The following is a 24,364-nucleotide window of genomic DNA, read 5'->3' as shown; positions in this document are numbered from 1 at the left end:
GAGTCAAAGCGCATCAAAGGCTCCTAACCGTTTCGCAATCGCCAGATAGATGGCGATGATAAGGATCGGCACCAGCGAGAAGGCGGCGGCAAAGGGCAGATTGCCCGCCGTTCCCTGCTGCATGTAGACCACCTGACCGATATACATGGTCGAGTTGCCGATGATGCCGGGGATGATGTAATCACCGAGGGTCAGCGAGAAGGTGAAAATGGAGCCCGCCACCACACCGGGCAACGCCAGCGGCAGGATCAGGTTGCGAAAGGTTTGGGCGGGTGTCGCCCCCAGATCGCTGCTCGCCTCCAGCAGGGATCGCGGAATACGCTCCACCGCCGCCTGAATAGGCAGGATCATGAAGGGCAGCCAGACATAGACGAACACGATAAAGGTGCCGAGCCGCGAGAAGGAGAGCGACGGGCCACCTATCACCGGCAGGGAGAGGATGGCATCGAGCAGCCACTCCAACCCCATGCTGTCGGCCAGCCAGCTCACCACCCCCTCTTTGGCCAAGATCAGCTTCCAAGCATAGACCCGTACCAGATAGCTGGACCAGAGCGGCAGCATGATCCCCACATAAAACAGCGCCCGGGTCTTGCCACTGGTGTAGCGTGCCATGTAGTAGGCAACCGGAAAACCGAGCAGGGCGCAGGCCAGGGTCACCAGCAGCGACATGCCGACGGTGCGGCCGATCACATCCAGATTCTCCGGTCGCAGCAGGGCGACGAAGTTTTGCAGCCCCAGCTCGTGGCGCACCTGACCGCTGAACTCGTCCAGCCCGAACAGAGAGTTGGAGAGCAGCATCAGCAAGGAGCCGACATAGATGATGCCGAGCCACAGCAACGGCGGCCCCAGCAGGATCGCCAGCAGCAGGCCGGGCCGACCATAGAGCAGGGTCGAGAGGCGCCGCAGCGGCCTGAAACGGGCAGGTTCGGGCTGATGGTTCATGGCAAGACTCGCACTGTGAGGGGCACTCATGGCTGCGCCCCCTGATGGGCGCCGCTCAGGCGGTGGATGGCCTGCTCCGGCCAGCTGAGGCTGACCCTGCTGCCACGCGCCAGACGGGCCTGCCCCTCATTGGGGTGGTTGATGATGATCTCGAGTTGCTCCCCGAGATCAACCCGATAACGGACGAAAGGGCCCAGATACTCCACCTCGCGGATCTCCCCCGACCAGCCCGGCGTGCCCGCCTCAGCGAGCCGGATCCGCTCCGGGCGCACCATCATCTGGCTGCCGTCGCCGCACAGCCGTCTGGCCTGCTCCCCTTCGAACAGATTGACGGTGCCAACGAAGCGGGCCACAAACGGCGTCGCCGGAGCGTCGTAGATGGTATCGGGGGCGGCAATCTGCTCGATCTTGCCCTGACTGAAGATGCAGATCCGGTCGCTCATTGAGAGCGCCTCCTGCTGATCGTGGGTGACGAAGATAAAGGTGATGCCCAACTGGCGTTGCAACGCCTTGAGCTCAAGCTGCATCTGCTCGCGCAACTTGAGATCGAGGGCCCCCAGCGGCTCGTCCAGCAGCAGGATGCGTGGCTGGTTGATAAGCGCCCGGGCGATGGCGATGCGCTGGCGCTGGCCGCCGGAGAGCTGGCTTGGGCGGCGCTTGCCGACCCCGGGCAGTCGCACCAGCTCCAGCATCTCGTCCACCTTGCGGTAACGCTCCGCCTTGGCGACCCCCTTGAGCATCAGGCCATAGCCGATGTTGTCGCGCACATCCATGTTGGGAAACAGGGCGTAGTCCTGAAACACGGTGTTGAGGTTGCGATCATAGGGGGGCACGGTGGAGCAGGGCTCGCCGAACAGGCGGATCACCCCGTCGCTCGGGTACTCGAAGCCCGCGATCATCCGCAGGCAGGTGGTCTTGCCGGAACCGCTCGGCCCCAGCAGGGTAAAGAATTCCCCTGAGGGGATCTGGAAAGAGATGTCATCGACCGCCTTCACCTCGCCATAGTGGCGGCTGACCCGGTCAAATTGTACGGCGTTCATGGGGCGTCCTTGTCTGTGCTGGGATGGGCCGGACTCCTGTCCGGCCCGCTTGATTATCCGCTCTCGGCAGTCGTGCAGAGGAGGCGCAGCTCCCCTGCCGTTGGCAAGGTGGCAGCGGTTCCGACCACCTTGCTCACCCCGCCTTAGCGGCCGCCCAGAATGGCGATATAGTCGGAAACCCAGCGGTAATAGGGCACGCAAGTTCCCTGGCTCTTGCACTGGGAAACCGGAGTGCGCCAGAAGCGAACCCGATCGAAGTTGTCGATACCGTTGGTTTTGCACCCGGTCGGGCCCAGCAGGGCATTGCCCTCACAGGCGGCAGGTACCACAGGCACCGAGCCAAACCAGGCGGCGAGATCCCCCTGCAGCTTGTTGCTCAGGGAGTGCTCCAGCCACTTGTAAGCGCAGGTGAGGTTCTTGGCATCGCTGTGCACCATGCTGGTATCGGCCCAACCGGTCACTCCCTCTTTCGGCACAGTGGTGGCGATGGGCTGCTTGTCGGCAATCAGGGCATTGGCCTGGAACGGCCAGGAGCCTGACGCGACCACCCCTTCGTTCTTGAAGTCATCGATTTGAACGAAAGCATCATGCCAGTAGCGTCCCACCAGCTGGCGCTGCTTGCGCAGTAGATCGAGGGAGGCCTTGTACTGATCCTCGTTCAGCTCGTAAGGATCCTTGATGCCCAGGGCAGGCTGATGGGTCATCAGATAGAGGGCGGCATCGGCGATGTGGATCGGGCCGTCAAAGGCCTGCACCCGCCCCTTGTTGGACTTACCATCCGCCAGAGTCTGCTCCTCGAACACCACGTTCCAGGAGTCCGGAGCCTTGGGGAATACCTTGGTGTTGTACATCAGGATATTGCCGCCCCACTGGTAGGGCACGCCGTAGTGCTTGCCATCCACTGTGTGCCAGGGGGCATTTTGCAACCGGGGATCAATCTTGCTGTAGCTCGGGATGAGTGCCAGATTGAGCGCCTGCACCTTGCCACCGGCAATCAGACGCAGACTGGCATCGCCGGAGGCGGTCACCAGATCGAAGCCCCCCTCGTTCATCAAGGCCACCATCTCGTCCGAGGTGGCCGCCGTCTTGACGCTCACCTTGCAGCCGGTCTCTTTCTCGAATCCGGTCACCCAGTCGTAGTTCTTGTCTGTCTCGCCACGCTCAAAGTAGCCAGCCCAGGCCACGATATTGAGCTGGCCTTCACCCTTGCCGAGCTCGGTCGGGGCAGCCTGGGTCTGGCCTGCCAGCAGCGCCGGAACAAGAGCCAGCATCAGAGGGGTCAATTTCATCATGCACTCCTTGCATTGTGTTGACTTGCATCAGGTGAGGGAACGCCGCCGTGGGCGTTAACATCCTGTTAACCAGCAATGAGCTTAGGGGAGTGGCAATACGATGAATATTTCAATTTTTGGTGGCTCAGGTATCAGCTAAATCGATATCGAGTGCAGATGAATCTGATTTTTGGTGGCTACCCCGCAAGAGATGGCTAGCGAGGGAGCGCCTGACGGGCCCGCAACCGGCTCTGATCCCGCGCAATATCGATAAATTCCCGCGCCGTCCAATCCAGCCGAGAACCACGGCGCCACACCAGCCCGATATCGATGGCGGGAATGGGCTCCTTGATGGGGCGCGCCTCGACCCGCTCCTGCTCCAGCGACCAGGGGCGATAGGCAAAATCGGGTAACAGCGCGACCCCGAGCTGGCTGGCGACCAGACTGCGCACTGCCTCCACCGACGCAGTGCGCAGCACGATGCGAGGGGAGATGCCGTAACGGCGCAGGCCGCCCCCGATGATCTGAGCGAGCTGATCGGCGGTCAGCGAGATCATCGGCTCCTCCCCCAGCGCGGTGAGCGAGAGAGTCGACTCGGCACAGAGCGGGTGGTTGGCAGCCAGCCAGAGCCGCAGCGGGGAACGGGTCAGCAACTCGGTATCAAACGCCTCTTGCCGGATGGTGCGGTTGGTCATCAGGATCCCCACATCCACCTCGCCATTGACGATCTGGTGCTCCAGAAAAGGCTGTTCATCCTCCTTCACCTCAATCTGTACCGCCGGAAAGGCACGGCGAAAACGGCCAAGCGCCTCAGAGAGGTAGTAACCCGCCACCAGAGTAGTCACACCGATGGTGAGTCGTCCCTGATCCTGCTGGGCCACCGCTTTGAGGGAGTGGCTCGCCTCGGTCATGGCGCCGAGAATGCGGCGGGCGTGGAGCAAAAACTGGTGGCCCTGAGTGGTGAGGGTGACGCCGCGCGGATTGCGCTCGAATAGCGGGGCGCCGAGCTCGGTCTCCAACTCGCGAATGGCGCTGGTGACCGCCGACTGGGAGATATGCAGCTCGGCGGCGGCGCGACTCACTGAGAAACTGTCGGCCACGGCCACAAAATAACGGATCTGGCGAAAGGTAAAGTTCATCGGGCATCCTTGCCGATTGGTACTATTGGTGTGATTGGTAAGATTGACTGCCAGCTTAACCGTAAACGGGCGCCTCGCCAAAACCGGGCACTGCTGCCAACTCAATGATCTGCCGATTAAAACCATGCCCCTGCGGCTTGGCGAGCACGACAGGGGCATGGGTCATCGCAGCAAGGTGCAGACAGGGCTATCAGGATTTGTTGAGATACCCCGCCAGCTGGCCGATCAGCCGCTTGCGCAGCTCGCCGAGTTTGGGTTTCTCGTCCGCACACCAGGGCAGCGGTCGGCACGCCTCTATGGTGCGCAGGCCAAGGCGGGCGGTGAGCAGACCGGCCCCCACCCCTTGCGCCGCGCGGGCAGAGAGCTTGGCGGCAAATTCGGCGCCCAGCAGATCCATCCCCACCTCGGTCACCAGCTCGGTGGCACCGGCGTAGAGCATGTTGCGAAACACCTGACGGATGAGGCGTATGCGGCTCCAGTAGCCGAGCTCGATGGCATAGACATCGGCGATATCCTCGATCATCCGCAGGTTGCGCCACAACATCAGCATCATGTCGACGGTGGCGAGCGGGCTTAGCGCCACCAGCACGGCGGCCTCCCCCGACCATTTGGCCACCCGCGCCTGGGCCAGCTTGTCGCGCTCGCCGAGCACCAGCTGGCTATAGAGGGTCAGCACTTCCCGATCGCTGTGGCTCTCGTCGAGCTGAGCCAGCCAGGTCTGATACCCCTCGCGCCCCTTGTCGCCACTTTTGACCGCCAACCCTTCGCAAAAGGCTTGCCCCTGCCCGACTCCCTGATGAGCAAGCAGATCTTCTGCTCGCGAGCGCACATCCTGGCGCCGCTTGAGGGTGCGCAGCCGCAGCCACTCGCGCCCCACCACGCTGGCGGTCCCCGCCGCCACCAGCGCCGAGGCTGCCAGCCAGGCGCTGCCCCAGAGCGGGGTGGTGAGGAATTGATCGTAAAGAAAGGCGCCATACTGGCCCAACGAGAGCAGACCGACCGCCCCCAGCCCCCACGCCAACAGCCGATGACGGCGACGCGGTTTGATGACGAGGGCACTCTCCACCTCGGTGAAATCGTCCAGCTCGTCGAGGCGCTCGAAGCTCGCCTCCTCCAGCCGCTGGGCCGGTGCGGGCGGGCGCTCGTCACTGGCCACCGTCAAGGCAGGCTCAAGGATCACCTTGCCCTGCAGCGGTGGCCGCTCTTTTACCTGATCGTTCATCGCATTGTTCTCCTGTGCGCAGCCTTCGGCTCAGGTGCCAAGACCGCACACCGTTATTCGAGGTGATCCCCGAGCAGAAACTCCAGCGCCGCATCGAGCCGGATATGGGGCAGCGCCTGATGGGCGCTCATGGACATGGGGCGAAACGCCTGAAAATCAAAGCCCTGACTGTTCCACCACTGCGCAGACGGAATATGGGGCGGCACCTCCCCCGGAAAGAGCAGCAGCGGCTCACCCGCGAGGCTGGTGCCGCGGATGGCGGGGAACTCGCGGCCATTGGCCACCCCCTTGCCCACCTCGGTCGCCTTGATGGCTGCGAGCGCCAAGCACTCAGTGGTGATCCCCTCAAAACGAGCCTGGCCGCGACCGCTGCGTACCAGATGCTGGAGCAGGGAGACCATGGGCGCATGCTGTTCGGGGGTGACGTGATCGGCCTTGCTCGCCACAAACAGCAGCTTGTCGATACGGGGCGAGAAGAGTCGCCGCCACCAGTTGCTCTTGCCGTAGGCAAAGCTCTCCATGATGCGGGCGATGGCCTGCTGCATGTCGCCAAAGCTGGCCGCCCCGGCGTTGAGCGGCTGCAGGCAATCCACCAGCACGATCTGGCGATCAAAGCCGGCAAAGTGCTGCTCATAAAAACCCTGCACCAGATGCTGCTTGTACTGCTCGAAGCGCTGCTTGAGAGTGGCGTAAAGAGTGCCATCGGTGGGCTCGCTGGCAGGCATCTCCCACACCCAGGGGACAAATTGCAGCATGGGAGCACCGGCATACTCCCCCGGCAACACGAAGCGACCGGGTTGAATGAGGTGCAATCCCAGCTCCTGTTTGCAGGCATGCAGATAGGCGGTGTAGCGCTCGGCCAGCTCCGCCACTGGCCGCTCTTCGAAGCGCTGATCGACCTGCCACCCGGGTGTCAGCCAGCTGGCAGCGAGCGCCTGCAGCTCGGGACGACGCATTTGCTCGCGCACCTGTTCACTCCACTGCTCGTAGTTCATCTCAAGGAGCGGCAAGTCGAGCAGCCACTCCCCGGGATAGTCCACCAGATCCACGTAGAGGGTCGAGATCTCCCCCAGATGTTTGCGCAGGGGATGACGGGTGCGATAGCGAATTTCGAGACGCACTTCGGCCACGCCGCGGGTGGGCTCGGGCCAGGCTGGTGGATCGCCAAACAGGGAGTCGAGGCCACGCTCGTAGGCAAAGGTAGGGATGTGGGCATTGAGCTGCGGCACCCGGCGGGCGCCGAGGATGCGCCCCTGACGCAGGGCATCCCACAACGGCAAACGGCCGTCGATGGCCGCGTGTTCCAGCTGGTTGACCAGCGCCGTGATAAAGGCGGTTTTGCCGCTGCGAGAGAGGCCGGTCACCGCCAGCCGAATATGGCGATCCCGCACCCGGTTCACCACGTCGTTCGCCTTGTGTTGCAGGCGAGTCAACTTCTGTTCCAGTTTATTGAGTATCAAGGCTTGACCCGTTCTCCCTTGGTGGTTGCATCCGGCGTGTTCAGCCGTGCGAGAGGTCGACCGCTTATCCACGTCTGGATAGTTGTCGTCGATGGTGGATCCTCGCAGAAGATTCCACCATCGACATTGAGTGCTTTGGCAAGCACTACAGCTTGCGAAACTCCCGCTGCAGGGTGAACTCCCTGGAGGTCACCAGCTTCTCGATCCGCTGAACTCTGGGCTCCAGCGCGTCAAGTTCCTGCGCGATGCGGCCCAGCGCCTGATGAGGGGTGATCCCCGCCTGCCAGCTGCGCGCCTTCATCCGCACCTCGGCAAAGTCGGCATCCTCTTGCGAATAGAGGGTGACCGGCTTTTTGTCGAGCAAGAACCAGGCAGCGATATAGGCGGTGAAGGTAATGAAACCGGCGAAGATAAGGCCACTGATGGCGAGCAGCCGCACGATCCAGGTCTCCACCCCGAAGTACTCTGCCAAACCGGCACAGATCCCGGCTATCTTGCCACGCTGGGGATCACGATAAAGGTTACGCCCTTCACGACTGGCACTGCTCATACCTTGTTCCTCCAACCGGGTACTTCCGCGTCCAGAATCGACTCCAGTGCCCCTACTCGCTCCTGCATCTTCTCGGTGCGAGCCAGCAGCCCTTGCAGCTGTTCCCGCTCGCTATCGGCAAGACCGGCGCCAATCCGCCCCTTGGCACGATAGTGCAGCACCAGCCAGATGGGGGCCACCACCACCATGAAGACCACCATGGGAACCATCAATACGCCCAGCAGATCTTCCATCTGTTACTCCCCCTGTTTGCCTTCGCTTTTGCTGTCGCCCTGACCCAGCTTCTGGCGCATCGCTTCCAGCTCGCGGCTTATCTGATCGTCCACTTCCAGCTCGGCAAACTGCTGCGCCAGCGCCTTGTCGGACTGTCCCAGATCGGCGCGTGCTTCCATTTCGTCGATACGACGCTCCATCCGCTCGAACTTGCTCACCACCGCCTGGCTCTCGCCACGGGCGACCTGACTCTGCACATTGAGACGGCTGCTGGCCGCTTCGGTGCGAATGGCCATCGCCTTTTGACGGGCGCGGGCATCTTCCAGCTTGGCTTCGAGCTGACGGATCTCTTCACCCAGCTTCTCGATGCCGCTGTCGACCGCCTGCTGCTCGCGGTAGAGGGTCTCTGACAACTCGGTCTGTGTCTTCTTCTCGATAAGGGCGGCGCGGGCCAGATCTTCACGTCCCTTGGTCAGGGCCAGCTCGGCCTTGGCTTGCCACTCGTCGACCCGCTCCTGATGACGGGCGACCTGACGACCAATCTCTTTCTGGCTGGCGAGGAAGCGGGCCAGATTGGAACGCTCCTTGACCAGCTCGTCCTCCATCTCCTGGATGATCAGGCGCACCATCTTCTGGGGATCTTCTGCCTTGTCGAGCAGGGCCGTCAGGTTGGAATTGATGATGTCGGCCAGACGGGAAAAAATACTCATGATTGCACTCCTGTTATTGGCATGGCGTTGTTTCTCCATTGACAATGGCAACTTGTGTGCCAATCTGGAACAAAATTTAACTTGTTGATTTATATGGGGCAGAATAACCGGATTGCAAGATGCCTCGCGCAAGAGATGATTAAAATCACCAACTTTTGGTAAGATTGACCAGCTTTTACAACTGACAGGGATCACTATGACCACGGCCACGGAAAGCCTGCTGGGGGAATCCAACGCATTTCTCGAGATCATTGAGCAGGCCTCACGGCTCGCCCCGCTGCGCAAACCCGTGCTGATCATCGGTGAGCGTGGGACGGGCAAGGAGCTGATCGCCCACCGCCTACATTATCTCTCGGCGCGCTGGGATCAAAGCTTTGTCACCATCAACTGCGCCACCCTGAGCGAGAGCCTGCTGGAGACCGAGCTGTTCGGTCACGAGGCGGGATCGTTTACCGGTGCGGCCAAGCGCCATCAGGGCCGCTTCGAGCGGGCCGATGGCGGCACCCTGTTCCTCGACGAGCTGGCCACCACCAGCGCCCGGGTGCAGGAGAAGTTGCTGCGGGTCATCGAGTATGGCGAGTTCGAGCGAGTGGGTGGGGCCAAGCCCCTCAAGGTGGATGTGCGGCTGGTCTGCGCCACCAACGAGGATCTCCCTGCGCTGGCCGACAAGGGGCTGTTTCGCTACGATCTGCTCGATCGGCTCGCGTTTGATGTGATCACCCTCCCCCCCTTGCGGGAGCGGCGGGAAGATATCCTGATGCTGGCGGAGCACTTCGCCCACAGCATGACCCGGGAGCTGGGCTATCCGCTGTTTGCCGGTTTCTCGCGCAAGGCAACCCAGCTACTGCTGGATTACCACTGGCCGGGCAACGTGCGGGAGCTGAAGAACGTGGTGGAGCGCAGTATCTATCGTCAGGGCAATCCCCAGCTGCCGCTCTCGACCCTGGTGCTCAACCCGTTTGATTCCCCCTGGCGACCACAGGTCACGCAACCTGCGCAAGAGGCCCGAAGCGAGGTACAATCTGCATCCCCCCTCGCCTTGCCGCTCGATCTCAAGCAGGCGGTGGCGGAGTACGAGATTAATTTACTCAAGCAAGCGATGCAGCAATCCCAGTATAATCAGCGCAAAGCCGCTCAACTGCTGGCCTTAAGCTATCACCAGTTCCGTGGCATGCTACGCAAATATCAGCTGCTGGATGGCGATAACGATGCAGAACAAGAGTGAAGGAGCGCGGTTGATGCCGACTCCAGCAACACGCCAGCCTTCGCGCTGGCACATTTGTATCAAAACGTGCGTACAAAACCCCTATAAGAACATGGTTCAACAATGAGAATGCTCACACCCTTGCTGCTGGGTATGCTGGTGCTGGTCACCGGCTGCCAGAAGCAACCCGAGGCCTCCAAAACCGGACTCATCTATTGTGCTGAGGGATCCCCCCTCTCCTTCAATCCCCATGTTTCCAACTCCGGGGTGACACTGGATGCCAGTGCCCGTCCGCTCTACGACCGCCTGCTGGAGGTGAACCCCAACACCCTGGCGCTGGAGCCGGCGCTCGCCACCAACTGGCATGTCAGCGAGGATGGCCTCACCTATACCCTGACCCTGCGCAAGGGGGTGACGTTTCACCATACCCCCTGGTTCAAGCCCACCCGCACTTTCAATGCCGATGACGTGGTCTTCACCTATGCCCGCCAGCTGGACGAGCAGCACCCCTATCACAATGTGTCCGGCGGCGATTACCCCTACTTCTACAGCCTGGGGCAAGATCTGCTGATCAAGCGGGTGAGCAAGAAGGGGCCGCAGACGGTAGTGTTCGAGCTGAACCAGCCGAACGCCTCCTTCCTCGCCACCCTGGCCAGCGACTATGCGGTGATCCTCTCCGCCGAATACGCCGAGCAGATGTTGCAGGCGGGCACGCCAGCCCTGCTGGATAGCCGCCCCATCGGCACCGGGCCGTTCAGCTTCAAGGAGTATCGCCACAACGAGTTCATCCGCTATCTGCGCCATCCCGGCTACTGGGGCGGCGATGCCAAGATTGAACAGCTGGTCTACGACATCACCCCCAAATCCGCCAAACGGCTGGCCAAGCTGCTGACCGGCGAGTGCGACGTGATGAGCACTCCTTCTGCCAGCCAGCTCTCGGTGATCAAGCAAAATCCGGCGCTCAGTCTCTCGGTCCAGTCGGGGATGAACGTGGCCTTTTTGGCCCTCAATACCCGCAAGCCGCCGTTCAACAACGTCAAGGTGCGTCAGGCCATTGCCAGCGCCATCAATATCGACAACCTGTTGCAGGCGGTCTATTTCGATACTGGTCTGCCCGCCAACAGCCTGCTGCCGACCCTCTCATGGGGGTACAACCCCAGCCTGCCCGAGCGAAAACCCGACCTGAAACGGGCGCGCCAACTGCTCAAGGAGGCGGGGCTGGAGAAAGGGTTCGAGATGCAGGTGCTGGTACAACCGGACGCCCGCCCCTACAACCCGGATGCGGTCAAGACCGCCCAGCTGATCCGCAGCGATCTGGCCAAGGTCGGGATCAAGCTCAAGATCGTGCAACGGGAGTGGCCGGTGATCGAAGGCCGCCTCACCAAGGGGCTGTACGACAGCCTGCTCTCCGGCTGGATTGCCGATAACGCCGATCCGGACAACTTCTTCCGCCAGCTGCTGAGCTGCTCGGCAGTGGAGCGGGGCAACAACTACAGCCGCTGGTGTAGCCCGGCCTTCGATCAGTTGCTGGATGATGCGGTCACCACGCCCCAGCTCTCGTTCCGGCTGCGCAACTACTACTATGCCCAGACCCTGCTCAACGAACAGCTGCCGCTGATCCCGCTGGCGCACGCCTTGCGTACCCAGGTCAGCCGCAGCGACATCGAGGGGCTGACGCTGATGCCCTTTGGCGGCACCTCCTTCAACCAGGCTCACAGGGAGTAAGCATGCTTCTATACACCTTGCGCCGCATCAACCTGCTGCTCATCACCCTGCTGGCGCTGACCTTTGTTGCCTATCTGCTGGACTATCGGCTGATCGGCCATCAACTCAGCTTCTGGAGCGGCTACCCCGATTTCCTGCGTCGCATTTTCGCAGGTGACCTGGGGCTCTCCAGCGTCTCCGGGCTACCGGTGCTGGACGAGATCCGCCACTACTTCCCGGCGACCCTGATCCTCTGTCTGGCGGCGTTCGCCATCTCACTACTGGTGGGGATCCCTCTCGGCACCCTGGCGGCCCTGTCCCAGGGCAAGACGCTGGATCTCTCCATCATGACTGCCGGTCTTATCGGCTATGCGGTGCCGGTGTTCTGGCTGGCGCTGCTGGTGGTAATGCTCTTTTCGCTGGATCTCGGCTGGTTGCCAGCCTCCGGGCAGATCAGCCTGCTCTACGACGTCCCCCCCATTACCGGCATCGCGGTGATCGATGTGCTGCTCAGCAACGAACCCTGGCGGCAAGCGGCGCTGCACGATGCCCTGCGCCACCTGATCCTTCCGTCATTGGTGCTGGCGGTGGTGCCCACCACCGAGGTGATCCGCCATGTGCGCAGCTCCCTCATCGACGTGATGAAGCAGAACTACATCAAGGCGGCAGCGAGCCGGGGCCTTTCCAAAGCGCAGATCGTCTGGCGCCATGGTCTGAAGAACGCCCTGCCGCCGGTACTGCCGCTGCTGGGTCTGCAGCTAGGCAGCGTACTCACCTCCGCCATGATCACCGAGGTGGTGTTCGAGTGGCACGGGATCGGCCGCTGGCTTATCAGCAGCATCGCCCTGCAGGATTACGCCGCCATTCGCGGCGCAACCCTGGTGGTCGCCAGTTTCGTGATCCTGACCAGCGTCAGCACCGAGTTGCTGACCACCCTTATCTATCCGGCACGGCGCAAAGAGTTGTATGCCAAACAAGATTGAACGCGCTCATGGCGTGACCAGGAGCCAGGTATCCTATGCAAGATAAATCGAACATCTATCCCGAGCTCAAGATCCTCTCGCCCCTTGAGCAGACGTGGGCCTCCTACAGCCGCAATCCGTTGGCAATGGCGGGGCTATGGTGCTTTTTGCTGCTGCTGCTCATCACGCTGGTGGGGCCGCTGGTCGTCCCCTACGGCATCGATGAACAGCACACCGACAAGCTGCTGCTGGCCCCCTCGTGGGCGGCGACCGGCAACATCGACTACTTCCTCGGCACCGACGATCTGGGGCGCGACATGCTCTCCCGGCTGGTGGTGGGGGCGCGTCTCACCTTCGGCTATGCGCTGGTCGTGGTGGTGATCGCCATGGTGGTGGGCTCCGCCATCGGTATCCTCGGCGGGATGAGCAAGGGACTTAAATCGAGCGTGCTGCACCACCTGCTCGATACCCTGCTCTCCATCCCCTCGCTGCTGATGGCCATCATCATGGTCGCCATCATGGGGCCGGGTTTTGGCAATACCCTGATAGCCATTACCCTGGCGTTGATCCCGCCCTTTATCCGGGCCACCTACAACGCAGTACATGCCGAGATGCAGAAGGAGTACATCACCGCCAGCCGCCTCGATGGCTCGCCCCCCTTCCGGATCATGCGTCTGGCTATTTTGCCCAACATTGTCGAAACCCTGGTGGCCCAGACCACCCGCACCTTGTCGGCGGCCATTCTCGATATCTCGGCGGTCGGTTTTCTCGGCCTCGGCGCCCAATCCCCCCAACCGGAGTGGGGCACCATGCTGGCCGATTCGAGCGACCTTATCTATCTCGCCCCCTGGACCGTCACCCTGCCCGGCATCGCCATCCTGTTCAGCGTGCTGGTGACCAATTTAGTTGGTGAAGGCATTCGCGAAGCACTCAAAGAGGGGAACGACTGATGCCGCTGCTCGACATTCGCAATCTCACCATCGAGATCGACACCCCGCAAGGCAAGGTCAAGGCGGTGGACAAGGTGAGCCTGACCCTGACCGAGGGGGAGATCCGCGGTCTGGTGGGTGAATCCGGCTCCGGAAAAAGTCTGATCGCCAAGGTGATCGTCGGCATCGAGAAAGACAACTGGACGGTTCGTGCCGACCGGATGCGTTTCAACGACATGGATCTGCTGACCATGGCTCCCAAAGAGCGCCGTCGCATCATGGGTCGCGAGATCGCCATGATCTTCCAAGACCCCATCAGCTGTCTCGATCCCTCCGAGGAGATCGGCACCCAGCTGGAAGAGGCGATCCCGACCGATTCGTTCGAGGGACAATTCTGGCAGCGCTTCCAGTGGCGCAAGAAGAAAGCCATCGCCCTGCTGCACCGGGTAGGCGTCAAGGATCACCGCAAGGTGATGCGCGCCTATCCCCACGAGCTGTCGGATGGCATGTGCCAGAAGGTGATGATCGCCATGGCCATTGCCAACCAGCCGCGTCTGCTGGTAGCCGACGAGCCCACCAGCGCCATGGAGTCCACCACTCACTCCCAGATCCTGCGACTGCTGGACAAGATGAACAAGCTGGGCAACACCACCATCCTGATCATCAGTAACGACATCGCCGCCATCGCCAATCTGACCGATACCATCAACGTGATGTACTGCGGCCAGATGGTGGAAGTGGGCACCCGGGAGCAGATCCTCGAGACCCCGCACCACCCCTATACCGATGCCCTGCTCAAATCGATCCCCGACTTTGACAAGCTGGTGCGCCACAAGTCGCGCCTCGAGACCCTGCCCGGCGTCATCCCACCACTGCAACACCTGCCCATCGGCTGCCGTCTGGGGCCGCGCTGCCCCTACGCCCAGAAGCAGTGCGTGCAGACCCCCCTGATGAACAAGATCAAGGGCCATCAGTTCAGCTGTCACTTCCCGCTGAACATGGAGGAGCCGAAAAAATGATGACCGTTAATGCCCCCATGAAGGAGCCCCGCTTGTGATCGAGCCATCCCTGTTGCAGGTCAGAGGCCTTAGCAAAACCTACCAGAACCGCACCGGTCTGTTCCGTCGTCAGGCGGTGGAAGCAATCAAGCCCCTCTCGTTCGATCTCGAAGTGGGCCAGACCCTCGCCATCGTCGGCGAGGCAGGCTCCGGCAAGAGTACCCTCGCCCGCATTCTGGCTGGCATGATCGAACCCACCAGCGGCGACATCGCCATCGACGGCCAGCTGATGGTGCATGGCGATTACCAGACTCGCTGCAAACTGCTGCGGATGATTTTTCAGGATCCCAACACCTCGCTGAACCGCAAGATCCGGGTCGGCCAGATCCTGGAAACCCCGCTGCGTCTCAACACCGAGATGACCGAGGAGGAGCGCCGCGAGAAGGTGGTGCAGACCCTGCGTATGGTGGGGATGCTGCCGGATCACGCCCTGTTCTATCCGCAGATGCTCTCCTCCGGTCAGCAGCAGCGGGTGGCGTTGGCGCGTGCGCTGATCCTCAACCCCAAGATCGTGGTGGCCGATGAGGCGCTCTCCACCCTGGATATCTCGGTGCGCTCCCAGATCATCAACCTGCTGCTGGAGATGCAGGAGACCATGGGGCTGAGCTATGTGCTGGTAGCCAACGATCTGGGCATCGTCAGCCATATCAGCGACGAGGTGCTGGTGATGCACGAAGGTCGGGTGGTGGAGCGCGGCAAGACTCTCAAGGTGTTTGCCGATCCCCAGCATGAGGTGACTCGCCGTCTCATCCAGAACTACAACAACGAATACCGCAAATAGAGAGGCGCTGGCCACCTCCCTCACCGCTGTGTTTCGCCGAGCTCACACAGCGTGTCTAGTCCTGAAATAGGTTTACACATTTTCAACTAGCATTTCTCTACTCAGAACCCCCTATGTACCGCATCGGGGGTTCTGTATTTCAACGCATGATGCGGCCGCTCCGCGTTGTAAATATCCACTGCTTCACGCACCATTTCCCGCGCTTGCGTCAAATCCTGCGGGCTTTGCAACAATAACTCTCCTTTCAAAATCCCGTTCACCCGCTCCGCCAACGCATTCTGGTAACAGTCATACCCATCCGTCATCGAGCATTTCACCCCGTACCGTTCATGTAGTGACTGATACAGCCCAGAGCAATACTGCACGCCGCGGTCTGAGTGATGGATTAGCTCCCCGCTGCCACGCCGTTGCTTCAGTGCTTTCTTGAACGCCATCGCAACCGACTCCGCGTGCATTCCTTCGTGTACGTGATGGCCTACTATCTTGCGTGAGTAGGCATCCGTCACCAGGCTCAGGTACAGCGGTCCGCTCCTGGCTGGCAGATAGGTGATATCAGCGACCCAGACCTGCTCCGGGGCCACCGGCGTAACCTGTTCTGGCCCCGCCTTGAGCAAGTTGGGATGACGGTAGAAACGGTGAAAACTGTGGGTGGTCTTGTGATACGCCCGCCTAGGCAGCACCAGCAGGCGGTGCTCGGCCAATATCTGAAACAGCCTGTCCCGCCCGACCTTGAGCCCGCCATCATCCTGACCCTGCAGCAGATAATGCAGCTTGCGGGTGCCCACCCGAGGTTGTCGCAGTCGAACCTGACGCACGAAGCGCACCACCTGCAGCCCCTGTGCATGGCGCACGTCTGCAACCCGATTGCGCTTGTAGTAAGCCTGCCGGCTTATTCCCAGAAACAGGCAAGCCCTGACGATGCTCAGCCTCTCGACTTGCCGCTGCGAGAGGACTTGCCGGGTCGCTTTTTTACGATGGAGACGCCGTAGTCATTCTTCAGTACATCGACGACGGCCTCAAAGAACTGGGCCTTCTGACTCATCAGCGCCAGCTGCTGCTCGAGTTCCTTGATGCGCTGTTCGGGTGTCTGGTTGTCGGGGTCAGGCATGGTGATGCTCCTGCCGGCACGCACAGAAGCCCCCTGGCTCCAATCTTGCCGACCATGTTTACGCAACCATACCAGAACGGTGGAGCGGCCCTGAATGCCATAGCGCACCTGAGCCTGTTTGTAGGTGAGCTCGCCTTTTTCAATCTGCTCGACCAGTGCCAGTTTAAAAGTCAGCGAGTAATCGCGCTGTGTCCGTTTCACACCTTGTCCCATCGGGTTCTCCATTTATTGGGAGGAAAGGTGTAAACCATATTCAGGATGGGACAGCGGGATCAAAAAAGCCCACTGCATGCAGTGGGCTTTCTGTTACCGGCGTTGCTGCTTAGGCTTGCAGCAACAGGCGGTTGATGCGGGAGACGAAGCTCGCCGGATCGTTCAGCCCGCCCTGCTCGGCCAGCTGGGCCTGTTCATGCAGCAGGGTGACCCACTCACCGAACAGTGCCTCGTCTTCAATGGTGTCGAGTTTCTTCACCAGCGCATGGTCAGGGTTGAGCTCCAGAATGTACTTCTGCTCCGGTACCGGCTGGCCGGCCGCACGCATCAGCTTGATCATCTGGGTGCTCATACCGTAGGCGTCGGTGACGATGCAGGAGGGAGAGTCGGTCAGACGGTGGGTGACACGCACCTCTTTCACTGCATCGCCCAGGCTCTTCTTGACCCGCTCCACCAGACCGGCGTTGGCCTTCTCGGCCTCCTCCTGCGCCTGTTTGGAGGCTTCGTCTTCCAGATCGCCGAGATCCAGTTCGCCACGGGTGACGGAGATAAGCTGCTTGCCGTCGAACTCGGTCAGGTGGCTCATCAGCCACTCATCCACACGCTCCCACATCAGCAGCACTTCGACACCCTTCTTGCGGAAGATCTCGAGATGCGGGCTGTTCTTGGCAGCGGCATAAGAGTCGGCGGTGATGTAGTAAATCTTCTGCTGACCTTCCTTCATGCGGCCAACGTAATCCTCCAGCGACACGGTCTGGGCTTCGCCCTCACCAGCGGTGCTGGCAAAGCGCAGGAGCTTCGCGATCTCTTCGCGGTTGGCGTAATCCTCGGCCGGGCCCTCTTTGAGCACATTGCCGAACTCGCTCCAGAACTTGGCGTACTTCTCGGCATCGTCTTTCGCCAGCTTGGAGAGCATGGTCAGAACCCGCTTGGAGCAAGCCTTGCGCAGGGAGGCGGTCACCTTGTTGTCCTGCAGGATTTCACGGCTGACGTTGAGCGGCAGATCGTTGGAGTCCAGCACCCCTTTGACGAAGCGCAGGTAGGTCGGCATAAACTGCTCGGCATCGTCCATGATGAAGACGCGCTGCACATAGAGCTTCAGACCGTGCTTCTGCTCGCGGTTGTAGAGGTCGAACGGTGCGCGGGCCGGTACGTAGAGCAGGCTGGTGTACTCCTGCGCCCCTTCCACCCGGTTGTGACCCCACAGCAGCGGATCTTCAAAGTCGTGGGCGACGTGCTTGTAGAACTCCTGATACTCCTCGTCCTTGATATCTTTCGGGTTGCGGGTCCACAGTGCCGTGGCGCGGTTGACCTGCTCCCACTCGCCCGGGGTGCCGACGATGGTCTCGCCATCCTCTTCCCGATCAGGGGTGCCCTCTTTGAACATCTCGACCGGTACGCTGATGTGATCGGAATATTTGCCCACCACGGAGCGCAGACGCCAGTCGTCGAGGAACTCGTCCTCTTCGGCGCGCAGATGCAGGATAACGTCGGTACCGCGACCCTCTTTGGTCACGTCAGCCACGGTGAAGGAGCCTTCCCCTTCCGATTCCCACTGCACGCCCTGCTCCGGAGCAGTACCGGCGGCGCGGGAAACCACGGTCACCTTGTCGGCAACGATAAAGGCGGAGTAGAAACCGACCCCGAACTGACCGATCAGCTGGGAGTCACGTCCCTGATCGCCAGAGAGGTTTTTGAAGAATTCTGCGGTGCCGGACTTGGCGATGGTACCCAGGTGCTCGATCACCTGATCACGGGTCATACCGATCCCGTTATCGGAGATGGTCAGGGTACGCTTCTCTTTGTCCACCACCAGGCGCACACGCAACTGGCCGTCGTTTTCGAACAAAGAGGCATCGGAAAGCGCCTTGAAGCGCAGCTTGTCCGCCGCATCGGATGCGTTGGAGATCAGCTCGCGCAGGAATACTTCTTTGTTGGAGTAGAGGCTGTGAGCCATCAGGCTCAGCAGTTGTTTGACTTCAGTTTGAAAGCCGTGGGTTTCGGCATGAACACTTTGGGTCATGGACCAATCCTCAGAAACATCGGGTTGAACATACGCCCAACCTAGATGGGGACAGCGATCCAAATATCAAGGGGGCGAATGCGCAATCCTGCTCATTCGCCCCCTTTTTCCATTCAACTGCCGATTTTCTGATCAGGCCGCAATGATACAGCCCTATCCAGCCCCTTATTTGAGACGCTGGCGCCCCATCAGGGAGTGGGAGAGCGTGGTGCCATCCACCAGCTCCAGCTCGCCCCCCACCGGTACGCCATGGGCGATGCGGCTCACCTCCACCCCGGCGGCACGGGCCATATCGGCGATATACCAGGCGGTGGCATCCCCTTCAATGGTGGGATTGGTGGCGAGGATCAGCTCGCTGATGTGCTCTTCCTTCAGACGGCGCTCGAGAATATCGAGCCCCAGCTCCTCCGGGCCGATACCATCGAGCGGGGAAAGATGACCCATCAGCACGAAGTAGCGGCCGGAAAACTGGCCGGTCTGCTCGATGGCGGCCACGTCGGCCGGACTCTCCACCACGCAGAGCAGACCGTTCTCTTCCCGCTTGGGATTGGCGCAAATATCGCAGCGATCGTTCTCGGTAAAGGTGCGGCAGTGGCTGCAGTGGCCAATCTCGGTCAGGGCGCGAGAGAGCAGCTGGGCCAACCGCAAGCCGCCGCTGCGCTCACGCTCGAGCAGGGTAAAGGCCATCCGCTGGGCAGACTTGGGCCCCACCCCCGGCAATACCTGCAGGGCTTTCATCATCTCATCGAGCAGGGGACTGAACTTCATAACACTCCTTACACAGGCCTGCCCCTCGCCACCACCAGGGCCACGACGGGTCAGCAAAACAGGATAACGCTATTGGCGCAGGACTATACCCGAGCCCGCCGCCCATCGCCATCGGCTTGCCCACAGCGCCCGCAAAAAACCGGATAGCAAAAAGCCCCGATGTTTCCATCGGGGCTTTGCAATTTGGCGGTGAGGGAGGGATTCGAACCCTCGATACGTTGCCGTATACACACTTTCCAGGCGTGCTCCTTCAGCCACTCGGACACCTCACCAAATTTTGGTCTGTGGTTTAACGTGTTCAGCCAACACGGTGTTCTCTGCGCCGTTGCGCTGGAACGGGGCGTAATTTAGGGGAAAGCCCCGCCCGCGTCAACGGCTTTTTTCACCTGGCGAACCGTTCGAACACTTAATGCACAGATTCCGGCGCAACCTGGATTTCTGGCAGGTTGAGGAAGCCGGAACGTTCGCATTCGGCAACCAGTTCGTGGGTGGCAGCGATGGTGCTTTGCACGAACAGCAGGAACTGCTCGACGCTGAGTCCGGCCTTGGTAAAGACGGTATGGCCGACCACCAGCCGCGGCAGGTTGTCATCGATGATATCGAGGAACACCTTGAGGGAGGGGTACTGCATATTGAGTCGTCCCAGTTCGGCAACCAGTGGTAACAGGGCCGAGGGGCGAACTTCCAGCTCGGAGGAGAACAGCAGACCTTCCTCTTCCACGAAGATCCGGCTCTCCTGAATACCATCGACCGACTGCAAAGAGACAATGTGGATACCGTGACACTGGTCGCAGACATAGTGCTCGATACGAGCCTGTTGCAACCAACGCATTATCATTTCGGAGCTGGGGATATTCATCATTTCCACGACAAGATTGGGATCAAGGGGCGCAGTCTAAACCAATTTGCCAGCAACAAAAAGCGCGCCAACCCGATAACCATGCGGCTCGCTTCTTTTTGGCAAGCGCTATGCATATACTCAGCCAAATCCACGATGACGCTTGCCCCACAGGGGGCCCCATGACCATCCAAGAAAAGTATCGCCTTCATCTGAAATCACTCTCGGATGAGCTGCTCACCCTGCAAAAACCCATCCGGATTCTGGATGCCATCAAGTGGCCACGCCATCTGCAAGAGCGCTTTCTGGCAAGCAGTGGCAGAGAGCAGCCCGCTATCGACAGGCACTTCTATGATGCCCTCCCCCTTGGCTTCGAGCCGCGTAACAAGTATCTGGAACTCAAGGAGCTGCGGGACAGGATCCGCAGAAAATTGGGGCCACAGGACGATCTTGGCCGGATCCTGCAAGAGACGGTCGATCAGTACATGGTGGTGATCGAGATGCTGCGCCAGCGAGGCCAACCCGATTTTCAGCGTTACAGCCAGCTGCTTTATGGCTCTGCCAGCGATCACCTGCGCGGGGATCGCAAGACCCTCAAGGAGCTGGGCTCCCGCCTGTGCGATATCTTCTCCCTACCCGGAGCGCGCCATCTGGTGCGCCCCTACCCCAAGGAGTTCGAAGGAGAAGCGGCAGTTGCCAAACTGCAGGGCAAGCTGTCGAGCTACTTCAGTGACGGCACGGTGCAGGTGAAGCTGAGCGATGGGATTGTCTCCGACGCCGCAGCCGGTGGCGACTACATCAAGCTCAACTCCCACGCCCGTTTCTCCGAACTGGACTTGCAGGTGCTGGAGGTGCACGAGGGCTGGGTTCATGTCGGCACCACCCTCAACGGTCGCCAGCAGCCCTATGCCACCTGGCTGAGCGCAGGTTCACCGCGGATCACAGCGTGCCAGGAGGGGCTGGCGGTATTGATTGAGACACTCACCTTCAGCTCCTTTCCGGATCGGGCCAAGCGCATCTCGGATCGGGTGATGGCCATCGACATGGCCGAGCGGGGCGCCGATTTTATCGAGGTGTTTCAGCACTTCGTACAGCAAGGCACCAGCGAGCACGACGCCTACAAGATCACCCAGCGGGTCTTTCGGGGCGGCATGGTGGGCGGCGGCGCCTGCTTTACCAAGGATCTCTCCTACGTGCGTGGCTATGTGGAGACGGTCAATTTTATCCGCAGCGCCGTGCTGGAAGGGGTGCCCGAGATCCTGCCGATGCTGTTTGTCGGCAAGGTGACGCTTGATGATATTCCGGTACTCTATCAACACTATCTGGAGGGGCTGATTGCCGCCCCCCGCTATTTGCCGCCGATGTTTCGCGATCTCACCGGCCTCTATGTCTGGTTCGGTTTTGCCTCCGGCATGTCGCTGGTGGATATCGGCCAGGTACAGCACCATTTTCGCCAGCTATTTCAACGCCTGCCGGTGGCCGACCCCATCATTGCGCCGGTGGATATCGAGATAGACTGAACCACAGCGATACAAGTTGGGGAAAATAAAAAGGGCGCCAGATGGACGCCCTTCTCGACGATTCAAATATCGCAGCCGAATTACTTGTAGGCCCGACCTTCCAGATAGTGTTTGCGGCACAGTGACACATAGCGATCGTTGCCACCGATCTCCACCTGCTCGCCATCACGCATCACCTGACCCGCCTCGTTGACCCGGGAGTTCATGTGAGCCTTGTTGCCGCACCAGCAGATGCTCTTCAGCTCTTCAAACTTGTCGGCCAGACAGAGCAGATGGTATGAGCCCGGGAACAGCTCGCCGCGAAAATCGGTCTTGAGGCCATAGGCCATCACCGGAATATCCTGCTCATCAACGATGCGGGCCAGCTGGTAGACCTGCTCACGGGTCAGGAACTGGGCCTCGTCCACGATAAAGACATCGATATGTTTCTTCGCATGACGCTCTTTCACCATTTCAAACAGATCACAGCTGTCGCTGAACACGTCCACCTTCAGTTCAAGACCTACCCGGGCACTGATCACCCCGACCCCGAAACGGTCATCGATGGCTGGCGTCATCGCCAGAGGATGCATGCCCCGCTCCAGATAGTTGAAGTGCGCCTGAATGAGCTGGGTGGATTTGCCTGAATTCATGGTGGCAAATTTGTAGTGCAGTGAAGCCATGATACTGTTCCGAAACTGAATTTATGGGGCGCATGCTAACCAAAGCCCCTGACAAAACCAAGGGGCCCGCGGGCCCCTTGCTCTATAAATGTTACGCGGTGGCCAGCGCTGGCCGCGCTTTGGCCTTTTTCAGGTGATAGCTGGTAAAGAGCACAAACCAGAGGGCACTGACACTGAAACCGGCCAGGCTGGAGTGCATCAAGCCCATCGCCAGGTAACCGATGGCCGCGCCGAAGGCGATGGCCAGTGCATAGGGCAGCTGGGTCATCACGTGATCGATGTGATGGCAACCGGCACCGGTGGCAGAGAGGATGCTGGTGCTGGAGATGGGTGAGCTGTGATCCCCGAACACCGAGCCAGCCAGTACCGCAGCCAGCATCGGCAGCATCAGGCTGATGTCGCTGGCGGCGGCCATGTCACCGGCCAGCGGCAGCATGATGCCGAAGGTACCCCAGCTGGTGCCGGTGGCAAATGCCATGGCACAGGAGAGGATAAAGACCACGGCAGGCAGCACTTCGATCGGCAGGTTGCCGTTAGCCAGCGAAGCCAGGTACTTGCCGGTCTCAACGTCGCGCACCACGGCACCTATGGTCCAGGCAAACAGCAGGATGTTGATGGCTGGCAGCATGGCCATGACGCCTTGCGGCGCGGCCTTGATCCAGTTCTTGGCACCCAGCTTCAGGCGCATAGCCAGACCGATGGAGACCACCAGACTGCACAGGGCACCGTAGACCAGCGAAGAGCCGACGTTGGTATTTTCGAACGAGCCGAGCACGCTGAAGGGCAGCCCTTTCTCGCTCAGCACCGCAGCACCGGAATCAATCATGAAATAGATGGTGGCGGCGGTCAGGGTCAGGATCGGCAGTACCATGTCGATCATGCCGCCGTTGCTCTCTTCCGGGCTCTCCATATCCAGACCGATGGGGCGGCCCTTGGACTCATCCCACAGCTTGCCTTCCAGCGCCCACGCTTCGTGTTGACGCATCGGGCCGATATCCAGCTGACAGGCGATCACCACCAACACCATGATCAGGGTGAAGACGGCGTAGAGGTTCATCGGGATCATCTCGACAAACGCAGCGATGGGGCTCTGCTCGGTCAGACCGTGGGCCGCCATGATGCCGCCAACCAGGGCGATGATATAAGCCCCCCAGGAGGAGATGGGCATCAGCACGCAGACCGGCGCCGCGGTGGAGTCCAGCAGATAGGCCAATTTGGCACGGGAGATCTGGAAGCGGTCGGTCACCGGACGGCAGATGGCCCCCACCGACAGGCTGTGGAAGAAGTCATCGATAAAGAAGGCAAACACCATCATGCCAGTCAGGGCTTTGGCGCCCTTGCGGGTCTTGGCACGACGCTCGGCCCACTCGGCAAAGGCACGGGTCGCCCCGGAGACGCTCATCAGGCTGATGAGGCCACCCAGCAGCAGCATAAACAGGATCATGTTGACATTGTCACTATTGAGCGCGCCATCGACCCAGAAGATCTTGAGCACGGTATTCAACATGTAATGCAGGGATTCGAGGGGTGAAAACTGATTGAGCAGCAAACTGCCGGTGACGATGCCCACACCAAGGGACAGCAGCACGCGGCGGGTCATGATCGCCAGCGCGACAGCCAACAGGGGGGGAAGAACGGACCAACCGGAGTCGGCGAAATGACTAATGTCCATGATCTCTTTGCACCTAAAGATTACAGGTGGAGATCTACCGAGAGGATCTAAAGAAACAAAACCTATGGGGAGGTCATACTCCTCAGCCCCTTCAGGTAGCGCTCCATAGTGGATGACTATGGCAGTCCTGCACCTATTAGATGCAGAACCAGCAGCCCGGTATGATGGCCTGGCCACTTCGGCGCTGACTCCTTTCCTTGTGCATCACAGGCATCACCCTCCGCACAAATACTCATAGGCAGCGCGCCTCTACTTAAAGGTATTCGCTGCATATTTTATCGAGATGGCAGCTTATAGCAAGTTTTTTGATTAAATAGTCACGATAAACATATCAAGGTCGAAAAATGGTAGTCAAATGATGCAACAACGCCTGTT

The 24,364-nt window shown here is 60.4% G+C and carries 22 protein-coding genes, 1 tRNA gene and 1 riboswitch; of the genes, 7 read left to right on the top strand and 16 right to left on the bottom strand.

The genetic code is table 11. The annotated features are described in order from the left end of the window. Positions 1-3: 3 nt before the first annotated feature. The 9 genes from OKB77_RS06155 to pspA all read right to left on the bottom strand — a co-directional run bounded on the left by OKB77_RS06155 (position 4) and on the right by pspA (position 8,547). Positions 4-972, bottom strand: a complete 969-nt coding sequence (locus OKB77_RS06155; RefSeq protein ID WP_005346227.1) for an ABC transporter permease — start codon at positions 970-972, stop codon at positions 4-6. Beyond that, positions 969-1,982, bottom strand: a complete 1,014-nt coding sequence (locus OKB77_RS06150; protein ID WP_270817137.1) for an ABC transporter ATP-binding protein — start codon at positions 1,980-1,982, stop codon at positions 969-971. The genes OKB77_RS06155 and OKB77_RS06150 overlap by 4 nt, the downstream gene beginning before the upstream one ends. A gap of 143 nt (positions 1,983-2,125) precedes the next feature. Then, positions 2,126-3,271, bottom strand: coding sequence for an ABC transporter substrate-binding protein (locus OKB77_RS06145; RefSeq protein ID WP_247824196.1), 1,146 nt, complete (start codon positions 3,269-3,271; stop codon positions 2,126-2,128). 197 nt (positions 3,272-3,468) lie between these two features. Further along, entirely contained in the window at positions 3,469-4,392 is a 924-nt protein-coding gene (locus tag OKB77_RS06140; RefSeq protein ID WP_247822950.1) for a LysR family transcriptional regulator, read from the bottom strand. Positions 4,393-4,582: 190 nt separating this feature from the next. Further along, a complete protein-coding gene (locus OKB77_RS06135) occupies positions 4,583-5,614 on the bottom strand; it encodes a YcjF family protein (protein WP_247822951.1) in 1,032 nt (343 codons plus the stop codon). 53 nt (positions 5,615-5,667) lie between these two features. Next, the gene (locus OKB77_RS06130) at positions 5,668-7,074 is read right to left on the bottom strand and encodes a YcjX family protein (protein ID WP_270817136.1); all 1,407 of its coding nucleotides are present in this window, start codon (positions 7,072-7,074) and stop codon (positions 5,668-5,670) included. Positions 7,075-7,219: 145 nt separating this feature from the next. After that, positions 7,220-7,624, bottom strand: coding sequence for an envelope stress response membrane protein PspC (gene pspC, locus OKB77_RS06125; protein WP_247822953.1), 405 nt, complete (start codon positions 7,622-7,624; stop codon positions 7,220-7,222). Further along, entirely contained in the window at positions 7,621-7,857 is a 237-nt protein-coding gene (gene pspB, locus OKB77_RS06120; RefSeq protein WP_005333672.1) for an envelope stress response membrane protein PspB, read from the bottom strand. The genes pspC and pspB overlap by 4 nt, the downstream gene beginning before the upstream one ends. A gap of 3 nt (positions 7,858-7,860) precedes the next feature. Then, positions 7,861-8,547, bottom strand: coding sequence for a phage shock protein PspA (pspA, locus tag OKB77_RS06115; protein ID WP_270817135.1), 687 nt, complete (start codon positions 8,545-8,547; stop codon positions 7,861-7,863). Positions 8,548-8,743: 196 nt separating this feature from the next. Here pspA and pspF point away from each other — a divergent pair, with 196 nt between their 5' ends. The 6 genes from pspF to OKB77_RS06085 all read left to right on the top strand — a co-directional run bounded on the left by pspF (position 8,744) and on the right by OKB77_RS06085 (position 15,185). Next, positions 8,744-9,772, top strand: a complete 1,029-nt coding sequence (pspF, locus tag OKB77_RS06110) for a phage shock protein operon transcriptional activator (protein WP_270817134.1) — start codon at positions 8,744-8,746, stop codon at positions 9,770-9,772. 108 nt (positions 9,773-9,880) lie between these two features. Then, positions 9,881-11,476: an ABC transporter substrate-binding protein SapA gene (sapA, locus tag OKB77_RS06105; protein ID WP_162628426.1), complete on the top strand. Its 1,596-nt coding sequence runs from the start codon at positions 9,881-9,883 to the stop codon at positions 11,474-11,476. A 2-nt stretch (positions 11,477-11,478) separates the two neighbouring features. Further along, positions 11,479-12,438, top strand: coding sequence for an ABC transporter permease (locus OKB77_RS06100; protein WP_005333676.1), 960 nt, complete (start codon positions 11,479-11,481; stop codon positions 12,436-12,438). A 35-nt stretch (positions 12,439-12,473) separates the two neighbouring features. Next, the gene (locus OKB77_RS06095; protein ID WP_005333677.1) at positions 12,474-13,367 is read left to right on the top strand and encodes an ABC transporter permease subunit; all 894 of its coding nucleotides are present in this window, start codon (positions 12,474-12,476) and stop codon (positions 13,365-13,367) included. Then, positions 13,367-14,365, top strand: coding sequence for a peptide ABC transporter ATP-binding protein (locus tag OKB77_RS06090; protein ID WP_005333679.1), 999 nt, complete (start codon positions 13,367-13,369; stop codon positions 14,363-14,365). Before OKB77_RS06095 ends, OKB77_RS06090 begins: the two co-directional genes overlap by 1 nt. A 34-nt stretch (positions 14,366-14,399) precedes the next feature. Then, positions 14,400-15,185: a peptide ABC transporter ATP-binding protein gene (locus OKB77_RS06085; RefSeq protein ID WP_005333681.1), complete on the top strand. Its 786-nt coding sequence runs from the start codon at positions 14,400-14,402 to the stop codon at positions 15,183-15,185. Between the two features lie 101 nt (positions 15,186-15,286). On the opposite strand, the gene OKB77_RS06080 is transcribed toward OKB77_RS06085, so the two are convergent. The 5 genes from OKB77_RS06080 to OKB77_RS06060 form a co-directional block, all read right to left on the bottom strand. Continuing rightward, positions 15,287-16,506, bottom strand: a protein-coding gene (locus OKB77_RS06080; RefSeq protein WP_270817133.1) for an IS3 family transposase whose coding sequence is annotated in 2 segments (ribosomal slippage) — positions 15,287-16,158 and positions 16,158-16,506 — 1,221 coding nt in all. Because the reading frame shifts where the segments join, the coding sequence is not laid out codon by codon here. 109 nt (positions 16,507-16,615) lie between these two features. After that, positions 16,616-18,529, bottom strand: a complete 1,914-nt coding sequence (gene htpG / locus OKB77_RS06075) for a molecular chaperone HtpG (protein ID WP_247822955.1) — start codon at positions 18,527-18,529, stop codon at positions 16,616-16,618. A 165-nt stretch (positions 18,530-18,694) separates the two neighbouring features. Then, on the bottom strand, positions 18,695-19,297 hold the full coding sequence (gene recR / locus OKB77_RS06070) for a recombination mediator RecR (protein ID WP_019444931.1): 603 nt from the start codon (positions 19,295-19,297) through the stop codon (positions 18,695-18,697). Positions 19,298-19,481: 184 nt separating this feature from the next. Continuing rightward, positions 19,482-19,569, bottom strand: a tRNA-Ser gene (locus OKB77_RS06065). Between the two features lie 134 nt (positions 19,570-19,703). Beyond that, positions 19,704-20,159 (bottom strand): YbjN domain-containing protein, encoded by a 456-nt coding sequence (locus OKB77_RS06060; RefSeq protein ID WP_005346451.1) that lies wholly within the window; start codon positions 20,157-20,159, stop codon positions 19,704-19,706. Between the two features lie 158 nt (positions 20,160-20,317). Between OKB77_RS06060 and OKB77_RS06055 the strand changes: the two genes are divergently transcribed. Further along, the gene (locus OKB77_RS06055; protein ID WP_270817131.1) at positions 20,318-21,655 is read left to right on the top strand and encodes a flavohemoglobin expression-modulating QEGLA motif protein; all 1,338 of its coding nucleotides are present in this window, start codon (positions 20,318-20,320) and stop codon (positions 21,653-21,655) included. 80 nt (positions 21,656-21,735) lie between these two features. On the opposite strand, the gene OKB77_RS06050 is transcribed toward OKB77_RS06055, so the two are convergent. Both OKB77_RS06050 and OKB77_RS06045 read right to left on the bottom strand, forming a co-directional pair. After that, the gene (locus OKB77_RS06050) at positions 21,736-22,317 is read right to left on the bottom strand and encodes a thymidine kinase (RefSeq protein WP_005337121.1); all 582 of its coding nucleotides are present in this window, start codon (positions 22,315-22,317) and stop codon (positions 21,736-21,738) included. A 91-nt stretch (positions 22,318-22,408) separates the two neighbouring features. Further along, positions 22,409-23,989 (bottom strand): Na+/H+ antiporter NhaC family protein, encoded by a 1,581-nt coding sequence (locus OKB77_RS06045; RefSeq protein ID WP_270817130.1) that lies wholly within the window; start codon positions 23,987-23,989, stop codon positions 22,409-22,411. A gap of 88 nt (positions 23,990-24,077) precedes the next feature. Continuing rightward, a riboswitch (Lysine riboswitch) is annotated at positions 24,078-24,249 on the bottom strand. Between the last annotated feature and the right edge of the window lie 115 nt (positions 24,250-24,364).

Source organism: Aeromonas sp. Y318-3 (assembly GCF_027706185.1).
Lineage (GTDB): Bacteria > Pseudomonadota > Gammaproteobacteria > Enterobacterales > Aeromonadaceae > Aeromonas > Aeromonas veronii.
The sequence above is the reverse complement of the archived record's forward strand: the minus strand, read 5'-3'. Positions and strand labels throughout refer to the sequence as shown.

Bases quoted from the DNA above. Each gene is read 5' to 3' on its own strand.
- OKB77_RS06155 (WP_005346227.1), bottom strand. From the start codon at position 972: ATGAGTGCCCCTCACAGTGCGAGTCTTGCCATGAACCATCAGCCCGAA.
- OKB77_RS06150 (WP_270817137.1), bottom strand. From the start codon at position 1,982: ATGAACGCCGTACAATTTGACCGGGTCAGCCGCCACTATGGCGAGGTG.
- OKB77_RS06145 (WP_247824196.1), bottom strand. From the start codon at position 3,271: ATGAAATTGACCCCTCTGATGCTGGCTCTTGTTCCGGCGCTGCTGGCA.
- OKB77_RS06140 (WP_247822950.1), bottom strand. From the start codon at position 4,392: ATGAACTTTACCTTTCGCCAGATCCGTTATTTTGTGGCCGTGGCCGAC.
- OKB77_RS06135 (WP_247822951.1), bottom strand. From the start codon at position 5,614: ATGAACGATCAGGTAAAAGAGCGGCCACCGCTGCAGGGCAAGGTGATC.
- pspC (WP_247822953.1), bottom strand. From the start codon at position 7,624: ATGAGCAGTGCCAGTCGTGAAGGGCGTAACCTTTATCGTGATCCCCAG.
- pspB (WP_005333672.1), bottom strand. From the start codon at position 7,857: ATGGAAGATCTGCTGGGCGTATTGATGGTTCCCATGGTGGTCTTCATG.
- pspA (WP_270817135.1), bottom strand. From the start codon at position 8,547: ATGAGTATTTTTTCCCGTCTGGCCGACATCATCAATTCCAACCTGACG.
- pspF (WP_270817134.1), top strand. From the start codon at position 8,744: ATGACCACGGCCACGGAAAGCCTGCTGGGGGAATCCAACGCATTTCTC.
- sapA (WP_162628426.1), top strand. From the start codon at position 9,881: ATGCTCACACCCTTGCTGCTGGGTATGCTGGTGCTGGTCACCGGCTGC.
- OKB77_RS06100 (WP_005333676.1), top strand. From the start codon at position 11,479: ATGCTTCTATACACCTTGCGCCGCATCAACCTGCTGCTCATCACCCTG.
- OKB77_RS06095 (WP_005333677.1), top strand. From the start codon at position 12,474: ATGCAAGATAAATCGAACATCTATCCCGAGCTCAAGATCCTCTCGCCC.
- OKB77_RS06090 (WP_005333679.1), top strand. From the start codon at position 13,367: ATGCCGCTGCTCGACATTCGCAATCTCACCATCGAGATCGACACCCCG.
- htpG (WP_247822955.1), bottom strand. From the start codon at position 18,529: ATGACCCAAAGTGTTCATGCCGAAACCCACGGCTTTCAAACTGAAGTC.
- recR (WP_019444931.1), bottom strand. From the start codon at position 19,297: ATGAAGTTCAGTCCCCTGCTCGATGAGATGATGAAAGCCCTGCAGGTA.
- OKB77_RS06060 (WP_005346451.1), bottom strand. From the start codon at position 20,159: ATGATGAATATCCCCAGCTCCGAAATGATAATGCGTTGGTTGCAACAG.
- OKB77_RS06055 (WP_270817131.1), top strand. From the start codon at position 20,318: ATGACCATCCAAGAAAAGTATCGCCTTCATCTGAAATCACTCTCGGAT.
- OKB77_RS06050 (WP_005337121.1), bottom strand. From the start codon at position 22,317: ATGGCTTCACTGCACTACAAATTTGCCACCATGAATTCAGGCAAATCC.
- OKB77_RS06045 (WP_270817130.1), bottom strand. From the start codon at position 23,989: ATGGACATTAGTCATTTCGCCGACTCCGGTTGGTCCGTTCTTCCCCCC.